The sequence below is a fragment of the Bradyrhizobium sp. SK17 genome, assembly GCF_002831585.1.
Classification (GTDB): Bacteria; Pseudomonadota; Alphaproteobacteria; order Rhizobiales; family Xanthobacteraceae; genus Bradyrhizobium.
This window is the reverse complement of the sequence record NZ_CP025113.1, coordinates 115,219-131,429: the sequence shown is the minus strand read 5'-3', so window position 1 is coordinate 131,429 and position 16,211 is coordinate 115,219. Positions and strand designations below refer to the sequence as shown.

The window sequence follows — 16,211 nt, the reverse complement described above, 5'->3', positions numbered from 1 at the left end:
TAGCGCCGGGTGAGGAGCTCTGGTCCATCGATGGAGCCAAGCCCCTCACCCGGATCGCTTGCGCGATCCGACCTCTCCCCATGGGAGAGGTGATGTCCCGCATTTGCTTCAACCGCTGAGCCATCATGATCGAGATCAAGCACGTCAACAAATGGTACGGGCCGAGCTTCCAGGTGCTGAAGGACTGCACCACCAGCGTTGCCAAGGGCGAGGTGGTCGTGGTCTGCGGCCCGTCCGGGTCGGGCAAGTCGACATTGATCAAATGCGTCAACGCGCTGGAGCCGATCCAGGACGGCGAGATCATCCTCGACGGCGTCAAGGTCAACGATCCCAAGACGAACCTGCCGAAGCTGCGCTCCCGCGTCGGCATGGTGTTTCAGCATTTCGAGCTGTTCCCGCATCTACGGATCATCGACAACCTCTGCCTCGCGCAGGAGAAGGTGCTCGGCCGCAAGCATGACGACGCCATGGCCAAGGGCATGAAGCTGCTGGAGCGCGTCGGGCTGAAGGATCACGCAAAGAAATTTCCCGCCGAACTGTCCGGCGGCCAGCAGCAGCGCGTCGCCATCGCCCGGGCGCTGGCGATGGATCCGATCGCGATGCTGTTCGACGAGCCGACCTCCGCGCTCGACCCCGAGATGATCAGCGAGGTGCTCGACGTCATGGTCGACCTCGCCCGCGAGGGCATGACCATGATGGTGGTGACCCACGAAATGGGATTCGCCAACAAGGTCGCCGACCGTGTCATCTTCATGGACCGCGGCGAGATCGTCGAGGATGCCAAGAAGGCCGACTTCTTCGGTACGCCCCGCAGCGACCGCGCGCAGAAGTTTCTGTCGAAGATCTTGCAGCATTGAGGTGTTGACCTCCCCACACGTCATTCCGGGGCGCGCGTAGCGCGAGCCCCGGAATGACGGCGGGAAGGGTTTATCCCCGTCAACATTTTGCGTATACGAAGGCCTGAAACTCCCCCTTCGTCCGCAGGAGAACTCGCGTGGAAAAGATCGCTTACGTCAACGGCTCGTACGTGCCGCATTCCGAGGCCAAGGTCTCGGTGTTCGACCGCGGTTTCCTGTTTGCCGACGGCATCTACGAGGTGGCCGCGGTGCTCGAGGGCAAGCTGATCGACAATGCCTCGCACCTGGCGCGGCTGAAGCGGTCGGTCGGCGAGATCCAGCTGGCGCTGCCGGAGACGCTGGAGCGGATCGAGGAAATCCAGAAGGAACTGGTGAAGCGCAACGACCTCGTCAATGGCATGGTCTATCTCGAAGTCACCCGCGGCGCCGACAAGGGCCGGGATTTCGCCTTTCCAAAGGCGGAGGCCAACGTCAAGCCGACGCTCGTGATGTTCACCTCGGAAAAGGACATCATCAACGCGCCCTCGGCCAAGACCGGCATCAACGTCATCACTGTGCCCGATATCCGCTGGGAGCGGCGCGACATCAAGAGCGTGGCGCTGCTCGCGCAGGTCTTGGCCAAGCAGGCCGCGGCGGCGGCCGGCGCCGGCGAGGCCTGGATGATCGAGGACGGCAAGGTGACCGAAGGAGGGTCGTCCTCGTCCTTCATCGTCACCCAGGACGACGTCATCGTGACGCGGCAGAACGGCAACGAGATCCTGCCCGGCTGCACCCGCAAGGCGGTGGTCAAGCTCGCCGAGGAGCGCCAGCTTCGCATCGAGGAGCGCGCCTTCACGGTCGAGGAAGCGCTCGCCGCCAAGGAAGCCTTCATCACCAGCGCCTCGGTGTTCGTGCAGGGCGTGGTCGCGATCGACGGCAAGCAGGTCGGCAATGGCAAGGTCGGCCCGATCACCGATCGTCTGCGCGAGATCTATGTCGAGTTCGCCAAGGCGACGGCGGTTTAGGGTGGACTGCGCAGAACTCTCCTCTCGTCATTCCGGGACATCGCGAAGCGATGAGCCCGGAACCTATAACCACGATCGTGAGTATGGATTCCGGGCTCGCGCCAATTGGCGCGCCCCGGAATGACGAAGGAGGGGTCTCACGCCGTCACCTTCACTTTCACCGGATGCACCGCGCGGAAGCCGATCGCGATCCGGTTCCAGGCGTTGATGGCGCCGATCAGCACGGTCAGGTTGACCAGTTCGCCGTCGGTGAACTCGGCATGCACCGCCTCATAGTCGGCGTCGGGCGCATGCGTTTCTGACACCAGCGTCAAGGCTTCGGTCCAGGCCAGCGCCGCGCGCTCACGCTCGCTGTAGAGCGGCGACTCGCGCCAGGCGTTGAGCAGATGGAGCCGCTGTTCGGTCTCGCCATGCTTGCGGGCGTCTTCGGTGTGCATGTTGATGCAATAGGCGCAGCCGTTGATCTGGGAGGCGCGGGTCTTGACCAGCTCGATCAGCGATTGCTCGAGGCCGCTCGCGGTGATCTCGTTTTCCACGGCGACGAGCGCCTTGATGGTGTCGGGGGCGGCCTGGTAGAAATTCATACGGGCTTTCATGGTCGTTCTCCTTGGTTGTGCTTGCTTGTTAGTGCGCCCCCGCCGGCGAGCTGGCCCGGCTTCTTCAACAACAGTGTCGCGGCCAGCGCCACGATCAGCGCCACGCCGAGCAGATAGAAGGTGTCGCTGAAGGCAAGGATGTAGGCCTGCTTCTGCACGACATTGCCGATCGCCGCGATCGCGCGGTGGGTGGCCGCGGCCTGGTCGGCGACGCCGTGGTTCATGAAATATTGCGTCAACTGCTCGATCCGGGTCCGTGTCGCTTGCTCGAGCAGTGAGACCGACTGCATCAGCACGTTGGAATGATATTGTTCGCGCTTGGTCAGCACCGTCTGCAACACCGCGATGCCGACCGCGCCGCCGAGATTGCGCATCATGTTGAACAAGGCCGAGGCGGAGCCCGCGTTCTCGAGCTCAATGCCCGCGGTCGCCACCGCCGAAAGCGGCGCCATCACCAGGGCCTGGCCGATGGCGCGGACGATGTTGGGCCAGAATAGCTGGTCGGTGGCATAGTCGTTGGTCATGAAGATGTTCATGAAGTTGGAGCCGGCGAACAGCGCGAAGCCGACGCTGATGATGATGCGGGGGTCGAAGCGCTGCATCAGCCGCGGCACCAGCGGGATCAGCACCAGCTGCGGCAGCCCGGTCCACGCCAGCACCATGCCGATCTGCTCGGCGTTGTAGCCCTGGATGCGCGACAGATACTGCGGCAGGATGAACACCGAACCGTACAGCGCGATGCCGAGCAGGAAGTTCGCCAGCATGCCGAAGCCGAAATTGCGGCGGGCGAGCAGGCGCAGATTGAGCAGCGGCTTCTCCACGGTGAATTCGACGATCAGGAAGGCGACCAGCGCCACGGCCGCGATCACCGACAGGCGGACGATGAAGGGCGAGCCGAACCAGTCGTCCTTGTTGCCCTCTTCCAGCACGGTCTGAAGCGCGGCAAGGCCGATCGCCATGGTGATGATGCCGAGCCAGTCGCCCTGGCGGATCAGCGACAGCTTCATCGGGCTCGGATCGAGCGAGACGTACAGCATGCCGATCATGATCGCGCCCGGCACCAAATTGACATAGAAGATGTACTGCCAGCCCCAGTTCTCGGTGAGATAGCCGCCGATGGTCGGGCCGATCGCCGGCGCGAAGGTCGCCGACAGCGCGAACAGCGCGAGCCCGACCGGCTGCTTGGCCTTCGGCAACAGCGTGATGATCAGCGTGAACGCCATCGGGATCAGCACGCCGCCGGTGAAGCCCTGCACCGCGCGCAGCGCGATCATCTGCGGCAGATCATGCGCCAGCGCGCAGGCTCCGGAGAACACCAGGAACAGGAATGCGTTGGTGAGCAGATAGGTGCGCACCGAGAACACCTGCGCGAGCCAGCCGGAGAGCGGGATCACCACGATCTCGGCGATCAGATAGGAGGTCGAGATCCAGCCGCCGTCGTCGATCCCCGCGCCGATCGCGCCCTGCACGTCGGCGAGCGAGGCGTTGACGATCTGGATGTTGAGCACCGCCATGAACGCGCCGAGATTGGCGCCGATCACCGCGATCCAGGTCTTGGCGGAGACCGCGGGCGCCGCTGGTGTTGCGGGGGCGGTGAGGGCTGCGGCGTTGGCTGTGGGCTGGAGCGCGGTCATCGGCGTGTTCTCTCGCTTGCATCACCAACATGCATTAGGCGGCCGGCTTCGATAATCCGGGAAAGACTGGAAGGATTGTTCCGTTCTGATTGATAATCGCGATCGAGCTTGCGACGCGCGATGGTTCGCCGTTCGGTTTGCAGAGGTGTGTCGACCAGTGAGGTGAGCACGCTGGTCAGGCTCCCTCCCCCTTGCGGGGGAGGGTGGGGAGAGGGGTGGCCCCGGGCGCTGACGTCGGAGATTCAGAGCGACCCGCTTCAATGCTGCTGTACGTCGAACCTCTCAGCAGTTGCGTTCGCACAATAGGTTGAACCCTCAGCGCAAGCGCGCCCCTCTCCCCAACCCTCCCCCACAAGGGGGGAGGGAGCCCTACCGCCTGTGGGCGCGGGACGAAGGAAGACGCATAACGCTACCGACCACCGATACGGTGATCGATCGCGTCAGTTCGTCGAGGTGCCGCTCAGTCCTAGCCGCCGCTCGGCCGCGCCGCCGCCGCAAGCCGCCGCTTCTCGTCACGTTCGGCGAGCACCGTGGCTTTGGTGTTCACCGTCGGGATCGCCGACATGCCCGGGCGCAGCAGGCCGGTCAGGCTGTGATCGTCGAGCACGATCTTCACCGGCACGCGCTGCACGATCTTGGTGAAGTTGCCGGTGGCGTTGTCGGGCGGCAGCAGTGCGAATTCGAGGCCGCTCGCGGGCGACAGGCTGTCGACATGGCCCTTCAAGGTCGTGCCGCGAAAGCTGTCGACGGTGAGTTCGACCGGCTGGCCGTTGCGCACATGGGTCAGCTGGGTCTCCTTGAAATTGGCGACCACATAGACCGCGTCGAGCGGCACCACTGCCATCAGCTGGGTGCCGGCCTGCACATATTGCCCGACCCGGAGCGTGCGGGCGCCGACCGTGCCGTCGACCGGCGCGGTGATCCGTGTGTAGGACAGGTTCAACTCGGCCTGCTGCTCGACCGCGCGGGCCCGATCGACCTGCGCGACCGCCTGGGCGCGCTGCGTGGTCAACACGTCGACCTTGCGCTGCGCCGCCGACAGTGCCGACTTCGCGTGCTGGAGCTGCGCGGTGTTGGCGCGCAGCGCCGCGTCGGTCTGCTGCGCGCGCTGGATGGTGCCGGAGCCGGACTTCATCAGCCCGTCGTAGCGGGTCTGCTCTTCCTGGGCGAATTTCAGATTGGCCTCGGCGGCGTCGACATCGGCGGTGCTCTGGTCGATGATCGGCTGCTGCAATTCGAGCTGGGCATCGAGATTGCGCACCGACGCGCTGGCGGCGTCGACATCCGCCTTGGCCTGGCCGAGCGCCGTGCGGTAGTCGCGGTCGTCGATCTGGGCCAGCACCTGGCCGGCCTTCACCGGCTGGTTGTCGGTGACCAGCACCTGGGCGATGTAGCCCGACACTTTCGGCGCGATGATCGTGGAGTCCGCTTTCACATAAGCGTCATCGGTCGACTCGAGGTAACGGCCGGTGGTGACGTAGTCGTAGCCAAAGTCGGCGGCCACGCCGATGCCGATCAGCGCAGCCAATCCGATCGCCGCCCGCTTGACCGTGGCGCGCGACGGGCGAAGGCCTATTTTTGTCGATTCTTCAGGGACATAGGTGGTAGCCGACATGGCATCCTCCGGTCGAACATTCGCGTCCTTCCAGTAAGGGCGCCGGGTATCGCCCTTTAGATGCAATATCCTTCCCGCTGTGATAATCCCGATAAAACTGGAAGCATTATCAAGCCAGCGCTGATAATCCGGACCTTGCACGATGGATCGCCTGACCAGTCTGACCGCCTTCGTCCGGGTCGTGGACACCGGCGGCTTTTCCGCGGCCGGCCGCAAGCTCAACATGTCGACCACGATGGTGAGCAACCACGTCCAGTCGCTGGAGGACCGGCTCGGCGCCCGGCTGCTCAACCGCACCACGCGCAAGGTCAGCGTCACCGAAATCGGCCAGGCCTATTACGACCGCTGTGTCCAGATCCTCGCCGATATCGAGCATGCCGATGAGGTCGCGGGCGCGCAGCAATCGGTGCCGCGCGGCACGCTGCGCATCTTCACCAACACCCATCTTGTCCAGTTCCTGTCGCCGGCGGTGGCCGAGTTCCTGGCGACCTATCCCGAGGTCAAGATCGATCTCATGATCGGCGAGCGCAATGCCGATCTGATCGACGAGAACTACGATCTCGCGGTGCGCATGACCCCGGTGCCCGACTCCAGCCTGATCGTGCGCACCATCGCGACCTGGCGCCATGTGCTGTGCGCGTCGCACGGCTATATCGAGCAGCACGGCAAGCCCGGGCAGCTCGCCGATCTCTCCGCGCGCAACTGCATGCGCCATGCCCATTACCCCTACGGCGACGAATGGCGCTTCACCGACCGCAAGGGCACGCCGGCCGCGGTGCGCGTCTCCGGCAATCTGCTCTCCAACAGCGGCGAAACGCTGAAGCTCGCGGCGCTTGCCGGTGTCGGCGTCTTCCTCGCGGCGGGCTTCCTGGTCCGCGACGAATTGGAGTCGGGACAATTGGTGCGGCTGCTGCCCGAGTACCGGCCGGTCGAACTGACGATGAACGCGGTCTATCCGCACCGTCATCATCTCTCGGCCAAGGTCCGCATCTTCATCGATCTCCTGGTGCGCCATGCCACCGAACAGCAGAAGCTGATCAATCCGTATTCGTGAGGCGGTTAGGCCGTCGTTGCGAGAAGGACGCACTCCGATTTCTCCCCGTCATCCTGAGGAGCCGCGAAGCGGCGTCTCGAAGGATGAATCGGCCACAGCGCGGGCCGTGCATCCTTCGAGACGCGCTGCGCGCTCCTCAGGATGACGGGACCAATAGCTCAGCGCTTCCTCCAGCATCATGGCCGCCCGGCATCCCTTGCATGGCATGGGCGTGTATCAAGAATACATCGCCTGTCGCCGGAGCCTGCCATGCCGCTTCGTCTCCTCGCATCGCTTCTGTTCGCGCTCGCAGCATCCGTGCTGCTGCATACGCCCGTGTGCGCCGCCTATCCCGATCACCTGGTCAGGATCGTGGTGCCGTTCGCGCCAGGCGGCGGCACCGACGTCGTCGCGCGTACGCTGGCACAGGAGATGCAAAAGGATCTCGGCGTCACCGTCATCATCGAGAACAAGCCGGGCGCCGGCACCATCATCGGCACGCAGAGCGTCGCGGCGAGCCCGCCCGATGGCTACACGCTGCTGATGGCGACCTTCGCCAATGCGGTCAACCCGAGCCTCTACCGCAAGCTGCCCTACGATCCGCACAAGGACTTCGCGCCGGTGGCGCTGGTGGCGCGCTCGTTCAATGTCGTCGTGGTCAATCCGGCGTCGCCGATCAAGTCGATCAAGGACCTGATCGCCGCCGCCAGGGCCGATCCGGAAAAACTGTCCTACGGCACTTATGGCACCGGCACCTCGGCGCATCTCGCCGGCGAATTGTTCAAGCACATGGCCGGCGTCAATCTCACCACCGTGCCCTACAAGGGCGCGGCGCCGGCGATCACCGACCTGATCGGCGGCCAGATCCAGGTGATGTTCACCACGGTGGCAAGCTGTGCGTCGCTGGTCGAGGCCGGGCAGTTGCGCGCGATCGGGGTCACGTCGGCCGGGCGTTCGCCGTCGTTCCCGCAATTGCCGACGGTCGCTGAAGCCGGTGTGCAGGGCTACGCCGCGGAATCCTGGTACGGCCTTTACGCACCTGCGAACACGCCGCCCGACATCATCGACCGTCTCAACAAATCAGCCGCCAGGGCGGTGCAGGCGGAGGCCTTCAAGAAGCTCGCCGTCAATGAGGGCCTCGTGATGGTCGCTGCACCGCCCGCAGAGCTCGACCGCTACTTTGCCGGTGAGGAGGCGCGCTGGCGCAAGGTGATTGAGGACGCCGGCATCAAAGCCGAGTAGGCTGGTTGCCCGGCGCGGCGATCACATCTTTTTGCATCGCCATGCCGCAACCGTGATTCTAGACGCAACAAATGGTTCCTGGGGTCGTTGATGACGGGACACCGGCAACATCGCCGGTCTAATCAGATCTCGGGTTGGGGAGTGGGCCATGTGGATTCTGTTGCTGCTGCCGTTCATCGGCTTGCTATGGGTACCGTTCTATAATTTCGCCGAGCCGTCGCTGTTCGGCTTTCCCTTCTTCTACTGGTACCAGCTCGCCTGGGTGCCGATCTCCTCGCTGCTGATCTGGCTGGTCTATCGCAGCCGCCAGCCCGATGCCGATGAGCAGCGGTGAGGGGGCGGCCATGACCGATCACGTCGCCTGGGTGGCGCTCTCCGTCTTCATCTTCTTCTTCGCTCTCGTCACCGTGATGGGCTTCTTCGCGGCGCGCTGGAAATCCGGCCCGGTCAACGAGCATCTCGACGAATGGGGTCTCGGTGGCCGCCAATTCGGCACCTGGATTACCTGGTTCCTGGTCGGCGGCGATTTCTACACGGCCTACACCGTGATCGCGGTGCCGGCGCTGGTCTACGCGGTCGGCGCCTACGGATTCTTCGCGCTGCCCTACACCATCATCGTCTATCCCTTCGTGTTCGCGGTCATGCCGGTGCTGTGGAAGAAGGCGCATGCCAATGGCTATGTCACCGCAGCCGACGTCGTGCACGGTGCCTACGGCTCGCGCGCGCTCGAACTCGCGGTGGCGCTGACCGGCCTGGTGGCGACCATGCCTTACATCGCGTTGCAGCTGATCGGCATGGAGGTCGTGATCAAGGCGATGGGCCTGACCGGCGAGCTGCCGATCATCGCCGCCTTCGTGATCCTCGCGCTCTATACCTATAGCTCCGGCCTGCGCGCGCCGGCGCTGATCGCCTTCGTCAAGGACATCATGATCTATATCGTGGTGCTGACGGCCGTGGTCGTGGTGCCGTCGAAGCTCGGCGGCTATGGCGCGGTGTTCTCGGCCGCCAACGACGCCTTCGCGGCCAAGGGCGGCGCCACCGGATTGACGCTGAAGGGGGCCCAATATCTGCCCTATGCGACACTGGCGCTCGGCTCGGCGCTCGCGGCCTTCATGTATCCGCACACGCTGACCGGCATCTTCGCCTCGAAGTCGGCGGATACCATCCGCAAGAACGCCATCCTGCTGCCGGCCTATACGCTGCTGCTCGGCCTGATCGCACTGCTCGGCTACATGGCCTATGCCGCACGCATCAAGGTGACGTCGCCGAACGACGTGGTGCCGATGCTGTTCAAGACGCTGTTCCCGGAATGGTTCGCCGGCTTCGCATTCTCGGCGATCGCGATCGGCGCGCTGGTGCCGGCGGCGGTGATGAGTATCGGCGCCGCCAATCTGTTCACCCGCAATGTCTGGAAGTCCTACGTCAATCCGGACATCTCGCATGCCGGTGAGGCGTCGGTGGCCAAGATCACCTCGCTGGTGGTGAAGGTCGGCGCGCTCGCCTTCATCCTGTTCCTGCCGACGCAATATGCGCTCGACCTGCAACTCCTGGGCGGCCTCTGGATCGTGCAGACGCTGCCGGCGCTGGTGTTCGGCCTGTTCACGGTCTGGTTCCGCGCCGAGGGCCTGCTGCTCGGCTGGGCCGCCGGCATCGGCTGGGGCACCTACACGGCGTGGAGCAACGGGCTGAAGCCGCTTGCCAGCATCTCGCTCGGCGATGCCACCTACACCTTCTATGTCGGGCTTGGGGCGCTCGTGCTCAACATCGTGGTGGCGGTGATTGCGACCGTCGTGGTGAGCCTGATCTCACCCGCCAAGCGCGGCGCGGCGGCCTGAGCCGTCGCCTTGATCTGACGGGGCGGAGGTGAATTGCGCGGCGAGCCGCGCCACCTCCGCCTTGGTCTTTTCGATCGCGGCGTCCTTCACCGGCCCGTAGCCGCGGATCTCCATCGGCGCCTTCGCAAGCGTGATGAGATCGGGCAACCGCGCCGCATCGAGCTTGCCGAGCATGGTCTCGATCAGCGCCTCGTACCAGACGATCAACGCACGCTCGGCGCGACGTTCGGCGGTGTAGCCGAATACGTCGAATGCCGTGCCGCGCAGCCCCTTCAGCCGCGCGAGCAGCCGCAGCGGGGCTTGGATCCATGGCCCGAATGCGCGCTTCTTCGGCCGTCCTCGCGCGTCGCGCTGCGCCGGCAGGAAGGGCGGCGCGAGGTGATACTGGACCGTGAAGTCGCCGTCGAATTCGAGCCTGAGCTCGTCGAGGAAGCCGGTCCGCATATGCAGCCGCGCCACCTCGTACTCGTCCTTGTAGGCCATCAGCTTGAACAGCGAGCGCGCCACGGTGTCGGTCAGCGCTTCGCTGCCGAGCGCGGCCTCGGCGCGGCGCACGCGGTCGACGGTTGCGCGGTAGCGTGCGGCATACGCGTCGTCCTGGTAGGCGCGCAGGAAGTCGGCGCGCCGTGCGATCACCTGGTCGAGCGTCTCCGGTGCGTTGGTTGTCGCGTGCTCGGACTTCGGCAGGAAGTCCGGATCGGCGAAGGCGAGCCGGCCCCAGGCCAAGGCCTGCTTGTTGCGCTCGACCGCGACGGCATTGAGCTCGATCGCACGGGTCAGCGCCTCCAGCGACACCGGCACCAGGCCCTGCTGCCAGGCAAAGCCGAGCATCATGATGTTGGCGTAGACGCTGTCGCCGAGCAGTCGCTCGGCCAGCGCATTGGCGTCGATCGTGGTGAGGTTGCCTGGGCCGATCACCCGCTCGATGGCACGAAGCCGAACCGGCGAGGCGAGGTCGGCGTCGCGGAAGCGGACCACGTCGCCGGTCGGCATCTCGGCGATGTTGACCGCGGCGCGCATACCCCTGCGATAGGTGCCGGACGCCTTGGCCGACGAACTGACCACGAGGTCGCAGCCGATCAGGGCATCCGCCGCGCCCTGGTCGATCCGCACCTGGTGCAGCGCATCGGGCGTAGCTGCAAGCCGGAGGAAGCTCAGCACCGGGCCGAATTTTTGCGCGAAGCCGGTGAAGTCGAGCACCGAGACGCCGCGACCTTCGAGATGCGCGGCCATCGCGATCAGCGCGCCGACCGTGATGACGCCGGTGCCGCCGACCCCGGTGATGAGGAGATCATAGGGCGTGTCGAGTGTCGTGAACTCCGGCGCCGGCAGCGCGGCGGCGCGCGCCAGCGGATCGATCGCGCTCGCGCCCTTGGCCCGTCGTTTCCCGCCCTCGACGGTGACAAAGCTCGGGCAGAAGCCGTTGAGGCAGGAGAAATCCTTGTTGCAGGTCGACAGGTTGATCTTGCGCTTGCGGCCGAACGGCGTCTCCTTGGGCTCGACGCTGAGGCAATTGGATTCCACCGAGCAATCGCCGCAGCCCTCGCAGACGAGGTCGTTGATGTACGCAAACCTTGCCGGATCGACGACCGTGCCGCGCTTGCGCCGCCGCCGCTTCTCGGTGGCGCAGGTCTGCTGATAGATCAGCACGGTGACGCCGGACATCTGGCGCAGCTCACGCTGCACGGCGTCCATGTCTTCGCGCGGATGGATCGTGACGCCAGCGGGCAGATCCGCCGACGAGAAATGCGAGGGATCATCCGACACCAGCGCGATCCGCGACACACCCTCGGCGCGCACGGAATGCGCGATCGCCTGCACGCTGACCGGGCCGTCGACCGGCTGACCACCGGTCATGGCGACTGCGTCGTTGAACAAGATCTTGTAGGTGATGTTGGTCTTCGCCGCGATCGCCTGGCGGATCGCCATCGAGCCGGAGTGATAATAGGTGCCTTCGCCGAGATTCTGGAACACATGCGTATTGCCGGTGAATTTCGACGACGCTGCCCAATTGACGCCTTCGCCGCCCATCTGGATCAGCGACGAGGTCTCGCGGTCCATCCAGCTCGCCATGAAATGGCAGCCGATGCCAGCCAGCGCCGTCGAGCCTTCGGGCACTTTCGTCGACGTGTTGTGCGGGCAGCCCGAGCAGAAATACGGCGTGCGCGCAGCGCCCGGCACTGCGATCATGCGGTCCTGCTCGGGCACGAGCGCGGCGACGCGACGGGCGAGCTGCAATTCGGGAAACATCGGATCGAGCCGCCGCGCCAGCACGTCGGCCAGCATCCGCGGCGACAATTCGCCGGTCCAGGAGATCAGCCGCGCGCCGGTTTCGTCATGCTTGCCGACCATCCGCTCCGGCTTCGACCCGGGATAGTCGTAGAAGTACTCCTTGAACTGGCTCTCGATGATGCCGCGCTTCTCCTCGACCACCAGGATCTCGCGCTTGCCCTTCACGAACTCCATCGCGTCGTGCAGCGCCAGCGGCCACACCATGCCGACCTTGTAGATGTCGATGCCGAAGCGTCGGCACGCGGCTTCGTCGAGCCCGACCAGCCGCAGCGCCTCCATCAGATCCAGATGCGCCTTGCCAGTCGTGACGATGCCGTAGCGTGCGTCCTTCACGTCGTAGATCCGGCGGTCGATCGGATTGGCTTTTGCAAAGGCATAGACCGCGTGCTTCTTGGCCTCCAGCCGTTCCTCGATCTGCGGGCCCGGCAGATCCGGCCAGCGATAATGCAGGCCGCCCGGTGGCGGCACGAAATCCGGCTGTATGAAACGGCGCGGTGCAGACAGCGCGACCGAGGCACCGGACTCCACGATCTCCGAGATCGCCTTGAAGCCGACCCACATGCCGGAAAATCGACTGAGCGCGTAGCCATATTCGCCGAACGCGAGATACTCGCCGACATCGGCCGGATGCAGTGTCGGCATGAACCAGCTCATGAAAGCGACGTCGGACTGATGCGGCATCGAGGACGACACGCAACCATGGTCGTCGCCGGCGACGACCAGCACGCCGCCGTGCGGCGAGGAGCCATAGGCATTGCCGTGCTTCAGCGCGTCGCCGGAGCGATCGACGCCCGGACCCTTGCCATACCACAGCCCGAACACGCCATCGACTTGACGGTTTTTCTGCGTCTCGACCTGCTGCGAGCCGAGCACCGCGGTCGCCGCGAGGTCCTCGTTCACGGCGGGCAGGAATTCGATGCGGCTGTCGGTCAGCAGCTGCTTGATCTTCCATAGTTCGAGATCGACGCCGCCGAGCGGCGAGCCGCGATAGCCGGAGATGAAGCCCGCGGTGTTGAGTCCAGCCACACGGTCGCGCCGCGCCTGGTCCAGCACGATGCGGACGATCGCCTGCGTGCCGGTGAGGAAGACGCGGCCGTGCTCGCGGCTGTAGCGGTCGAAGAGCTGGTAGGCGTCGAGCAGCGGCATCTGGCCCATGACTGACCCCTCCGGGAATCGCAATGTCTGACCGGACGAGGCTATGCCCTGATGCCTGGTAGGTCTTACCTATCTGTTCGATCGATAGTCAAAAATCGGTAGAGATTCGCAAATTTGTGGCCCGTGTGGTAAAGTCTACCGAATTGGAGCTGACGCATGGTCGAAGAGCAAGACGCGCGGATTCTCGCCGAACTGCAAAAGGATGGCCGCGCCACCAACCAGCAGCTGGCCGACACGGTCGGGATGTCGACCTCGGCGTGCTGGCGCCGGGTCCGCGCGCTGGAAGAGTCCGGCGTCATCTCGGGCTATTCCGCGCTGGTCGCGCGCGAGCCCGCAGGCTTTGCGACCTCGGCGATCCTGCATGTCTCGCTCGAGCGTCACGACGTCAAGTTCGTCGACGAGTTCGTCGCACGGGTGACGAAGCGCCGCGAGGTGCTGGAATGTTTCGCGACCACCGGCGACGCCGACTATCATCTGCGCGTCGTGGTGCGCGACATGGACGCCTACAATAGATTCCTGGACGAATTCATGTTCCGCATTCCCGGCATTCGCCACGTCCGCACCAACGTGATCCTGAAAGAGATCAAGACCGGCGTGGCGCTGCCGTTTTGAGGTGGAGTTTTCTCTCTTCGTCATTCCGGGGCGTGCGAAGCACGAGCCCGGAATCCATTACTCCATGCGTTATGTGGCCTGATGGATTCCGGGCTCTCGCTTCGCGAGCCCCGGAATGACGAAAGGGAAGGGCGCGCTACGCTTCTGCCTTCTTCGCCCGCATCAGGATCATGAACACCATCACGTGGCTGACCAGCAGCAGCGGTACATACAGCGCTGGAATATAGATGCCAGCGCCGAACAGGCCGGGATCCGCGTTCTCCGTCGCGCCCATGTAGTAGGCGTTGAGCAGATCCAGCGTGCCCCAGACGTTGAACAGCCAGACGAGCGGAATGGCGATCGGCCAGCGCCACGACAGTGCCGCCATCGAAAGCAGCGCGAGAGTTGCCGCGGTCAGATCGCCCCAGCCGACCGCGCCGGCAAATACCGGGTTCACGTCCGGCGACACGAAGCCGGTGACCAGGAAGTTCATCCCGAGGAACCGGAAGGCATGGAAGGCCGCAAGCAGCCGGAGCGCCTCGTGGCGCGGCCAGGTGCGGAGCGCCGGCCAGACATAGGTGACAGCCACCGCTGCACTGGCGAGAAATGCACCGGCGACGCTGAGCAGGAATGGAACGTTGAGACTGACTGGCACGGCCGGTTTCCTCTGTTTGTCGGTCTGGAGGGAGGAGGCCGAACCGTCGATCGGCTTCGACCTCGGCTTGCGCTCACGACTTGGCGATGAGCAGGCGCAGCGGCAGCAGCGGGCCGACTGCGATGTAGTCGTGGTCCATCAGGTCGAGCTTGGACAGCGGCAGGCCTTCCATGATCGCGTGGGCCTCGGCGGTGTCCCTGGCGTCGAGCAGGAAGACGACCCCGCGTCCATCGGATCGCGAATACCATTCGCGAAGCTTGCCGTTGAGATAGAGCTGCACGGTCTGCCGGATTTCATCCGGCATCACCGCCATCACCTGATCGCGGGTGATACCCGGCTTGACGGTCAGGATGACAATCACGCCGGTGGTGACGGTGGAGGTGGTTTGGGCCTGGGCAGGGGAGGGAGCGGTCATGGCGGTGGCGCCTGTCAGAGTGAGGGTGAGGGCGAGGATTGCGTGACGGATTGCTGTCATCGGCCGAGTCTCACGACTGATGTCGTGATGTCGCGTGGCGCAGCGTGCATCGCGGCGCTGGGCTCGTAGGTTCGATGTAGGGCGGCTTTCCGGAGGCGACTATTCGCGATAATGTTGACAGGCCATGAAGCAGAACTTCACAGTCCGGCAGGGCGCGCTCGACGGCGTGGAGGCATTCCTCAGCGTCGCCCAGCACCGCAGCTTTCGCCGTGCGGCGACCGAGCTCGCGGTGACGCCGTCGGCGATCAGCCAGGCGGTGCGTGCGCTCGAGGCGCGCCTCGGCGCCGTGCTGTTCATCCGCACCACCCGCAGTGTCGGTTTGACCGAGGCCGGTGAACGATTTCTCGCACGCGCCCGGCCCGCCTTCGAAGAGCTGGTCGCTGCGAGCGGCGCCGCGCGCGAGCTCGGGCAGAAGCCGGCCGGGCTGCTGCGCCTCACCGTGCCGCGCTCGGTGGTGCCGATCCTGCTGGAGCCGCTGATCGCTTCATTCTGCAAGGCGTATCCGGAGATCGAGGTCGAACTCGCCGCCAGCGAGGAACTGGTCGACCTCGCCGCCGGCGGTTTCGATGCCGGCATCCGGATGGGCCAGTTCATCAACCCGGACATGGTCGCGGTGCGCCTGACCAAGCCGTTCCCGTTCGCCGTCGTCGGCAGCCCGGACTATCTCGCGCGCCGCGGCCGGCCGAAGCGTCCCGACGATCTGCGTGAACACGCCTGCCTCAGGCTGCGGCGATCGAACGGCGGGCTGGCGCCATGGTCGCTGAACGATAACGGTCGTTCGATCGAGCTGGCCGTATCCGGCTCCTTCATCGGCCACGACTTCCCGACGCTGGTCGGCGCGGCGCTCGAAGGTGTGGGGCTGGCGCAAGTGCCCGCACCGCTGATATCAGCTGCCGTAAAGGACAAGAAGCTCGTGCGCGTGCTGGATCAATTCGCGCCGACGACGCCGGGCGTGTTCCTGTACTATCCCGGCCACCGCCAGATCCTGCCGAAGCTGCGCGCGTTCATCGACCATGTGAAGAGTCGGCCGGCGACCGTGCGGTGAGCCATCCGGTCTGTGCACTTGATGCATGGGGTCTTATGCTTCAACAAACCCAGTGTCGGACCGGCGCAGGCCGGGACCATAACCACGAATGGCTATTGTTGCGCGACGTTGGAACGATGAGCCCCGCCTACGAGACTCGCCGCGGCGTATGGGTCCCGGCCTTCGCCGGGACGACAAATGGA

At 65.0% G+C, this 16,211-nt stretch carries 14 protein-coding genes; 8 read left to right on the top strand and 6 right to left on the bottom strand.

Going from position 1 to position 16,211, the window contains the following annotated elements; translation table 11 throughout:
• Positions 1-125: 125 nt before the first annotated feature.
• A complete protein-coding gene (locus CWS35_RS00635; protein WP_024581231.1) occupies positions 126-857 on the top strand; it encodes an amino acid ABC transporter ATP-binding protein in 732 nt (243 codons plus the stop codon).
• 137 nt (positions 858-994) lie between these two features.
• Entirely contained in the window at positions 995-1,861 is an 867-nt protein-coding gene (locus tag CWS35_RS00630) for a D-amino-acid transaminase (protein ID WP_024581230.1), read from the top strand.
• 137 nt (positions 1,862-1,998) lie between these two features.
• Here the strand turns inward: CWS35_RS00630 and CWS35_RS00625 are convergent, their stop codons facing one another.
• The 3 genes from CWS35_RS00625 to CWS35_RS00615 form a co-directional block, all read right to left on the bottom strand.
• Positions 1,999-2,457, bottom strand: coding sequence for a carboxymuconolactone decarboxylase family protein (locus tag CWS35_RS00625; protein ID WP_100950212.1), 459 nt, complete (start codon positions 2,455-2,457; stop codon positions 1,999-2,001).
• On the bottom strand, positions 2,454-4,091 hold the full coding sequence (locus CWS35_RS00620) for an MDR family MFS transporter (RefSeq protein WP_100950210.1): 1,638 nt from the start codon (positions 4,089-4,091) through the stop codon (positions 2,454-2,456). Before CWS35_RS00620 ends, CWS35_RS00625 begins: the two co-directional genes overlap by 4 nt.
• Positions 4,092-4,557: 466 nt before the next feature.
• The gene (locus CWS35_RS00615; RefSeq protein ID WP_100950208.1) at positions 4,558-5,706 is read right to left on the bottom strand and encodes an HlyD family secretion protein; all 1,149 of its coding nucleotides are present in this window, start codon (positions 5,704-5,706) and stop codon (positions 4,558-4,560) included.
• Between the two features lie 142 nt (positions 5,707-5,848).
• Here CWS35_RS00615 and CWS35_RS00610 point away from each other — a divergent pair, with 142 nt between their 5' ends.
• The 4 genes from CWS35_RS00610 (at position 5,849) to mctP (ending at position 9,816) form a co-directional block, all read left to right on the top strand.
• On the top strand, positions 5,849-6,760 hold the full coding sequence (locus tag CWS35_RS00610) for a LysR family transcriptional regulator (RefSeq protein ID WP_024581226.1): 912 nt from the start codon (positions 5,849-5,851) through the stop codon (positions 6,758-6,760).
• A gap of 249 nt (positions 6,761-7,009) precedes the next feature.
• Complete coding sequence (locus tag CWS35_RS00605) at positions 7,010-7,981, top strand: tripartite tricarboxylate transporter substrate binding protein (protein ID WP_024581225.1); 972 nt, start codon at positions 7,010-7,012, stop codon at positions 7,979-7,981.
• Positions 7,982-8,129: 148 nt separating this feature from the next.
• On the top strand, positions 8,130-8,315 hold the full coding sequence (locus CWS35_RS00600) for a DUF3311 domain-containing protein (protein ID WP_024581224.1): 186 nt from the start codon (positions 8,130-8,132) through the stop codon (positions 8,313-8,315).
• Positions 8,316-8,325: 10 nt separating this feature from the next.
• Positions 8,326-9,816, top strand: a complete 1,491-nt coding sequence (mctP, locus tag CWS35_RS00595; RefSeq protein WP_100955925.1) for a monocarboxylate uptake permease MctP — start codon at positions 8,326-8,328, stop codon at positions 9,814-9,816.
• Here mctP and CWS35_RS00590 read toward each other — a convergent pair.
• A complete protein-coding gene (locus CWS35_RS00590) occupies positions 9,787-13,263 on the bottom strand; it encodes an indolepyruvate ferredoxin oxidoreductase family protein (protein ID WP_100950206.1) in 3,477 nt (1,158 codons plus the stop codon). The genes mctP and CWS35_RS00590 overlap by 30 nt on opposite strands.
• Positions 13,264-13,419: 156 nt before the next feature.
• Here CWS35_RS00590 and CWS35_RS00585 point away from each other — a divergent pair, with 156 nt between their 5' ends.
• Positions 13,420-13,875: an Lrp/AsnC family transcriptional regulator gene (locus tag CWS35_RS00585; protein WP_024581221.1), complete on the top strand. Its 456-nt coding sequence runs from the start codon at positions 13,420-13,422 to the stop codon at positions 13,873-13,875.
• A gap of 136 nt (positions 13,876-14,011) precedes the next feature.
• On the opposite strand, the gene CWS35_RS00580 is transcribed toward CWS35_RS00585, so the two are convergent.
• Positions 14,012-14,509: a hypothetical protein gene (locus tag CWS35_RS00580; RefSeq protein WP_100950204.1), complete on the bottom strand. Its 498-nt coding sequence runs from the start codon at positions 14,507-14,509 to the stop codon at positions 14,012-14,014.
• A 73-nt stretch (positions 14,510-14,582) separates the two neighbouring features.
• Positions 14,583-14,924, bottom strand: coding sequence for a muconolactone Delta-isomerase family protein (locus CWS35_RS00575; RefSeq protein ID WP_245438820.1), 342 nt, complete (start codon positions 14,922-14,924; stop codon positions 14,583-14,585).
• A 184-nt stretch (positions 14,925-15,108) separates the two neighbouring features.
• Between CWS35_RS00575 and CWS35_RS00570 the strand changes: the two genes are divergently transcribed.
• Positions 15,109-16,029 (top strand): LysR family transcriptional regulator, encoded by a 921-nt coding sequence (locus tag CWS35_RS00570; protein ID WP_024581218.1) that lies wholly within the window; start codon positions 15,109-15,111, stop codon positions 16,027-16,029.
• Positions 16,030-16,211 lie beyond the last annotated feature (182 nt).

Coding starts and splice junctions, on each gene's coding strand:
- CWS35_RS00605 (WP_024581225.1), top strand. CDS start 7,010: ATGCCGCTTCGTCTCCTCGCATCGCTTCTGTTCGCGCTCGCAGCATCC.
- CWS35_RS00590 (WP_100950206.1), bottom strand. CDS start 13,263: ATGGGCCAGATGCCGCTGCTCGACGCCTACCAGCTCTTCGACCGCTAC.
- CWS35_RS00575 (WP_245438820.1), bottom strand. CDS start 14,924: ATGACCGCTCCCTCCCCTGCCCAGGCCCAAACCACCTCCACCGTCACC.
- CWS35_RS00635 (WP_024581231.1), top strand. CDS start 126: ATGATCGAGATCAAGCACGTCAACAAATGGTACGGGCCGAGCTTCCAG.
- CWS35_RS00570 (WP_024581218.1), top strand. CDS start 15,109: ATGAAGCAGAACTTCACAGTCCGGCAGGGCGCGCTCGACGGCGTGGAG.
- CWS35_RS00615 (WP_100950208.1), bottom strand. CDS start 5,706: ATGTCGGCTACCACCTATGTCCCTGAAGAATCGACAAAAATAGGCCTT.
- CWS35_RS00585 (WP_024581221.1), top strand. CDS start 13,420: ATGGTCGAAGAGCAAGACGCGCGGATTCTCGCCGAACTGCAAAAGGAT.
- CWS35_RS00625 (WP_100950212.1), bottom strand. CDS start 2,457: ATGAAAGCCCGTATGAATTTCTACCAGGCCGCCCCCGACACCATCAAG.
- CWS35_RS00600 (WP_024581224.1), top strand. CDS start 8,130: ATGTGGATTCTGTTGCTGCTGCCGTTCATCGGCTTGCTATGGGTACCG.
- CWS35_RS00620 (WP_100950210.1), bottom strand. CDS start 4,091: ATGACCGCGCTCCAGCCCACAGCCAACGCCGCAGCCCTCACCGCCCCC.
- mctP (WP_100955925.1), top strand. CDS start 8,326: ATGACCGATCACGTCGCCTGGGTGGCGCTCTCCGTCTTCATCTTCTTC.
- CWS35_RS00610 (WP_024581226.1), top strand. CDS start 5,849: ATGGATCGCCTGACCAGTCTGACCGCCTTCGTCCGGGTCGTGGACACC.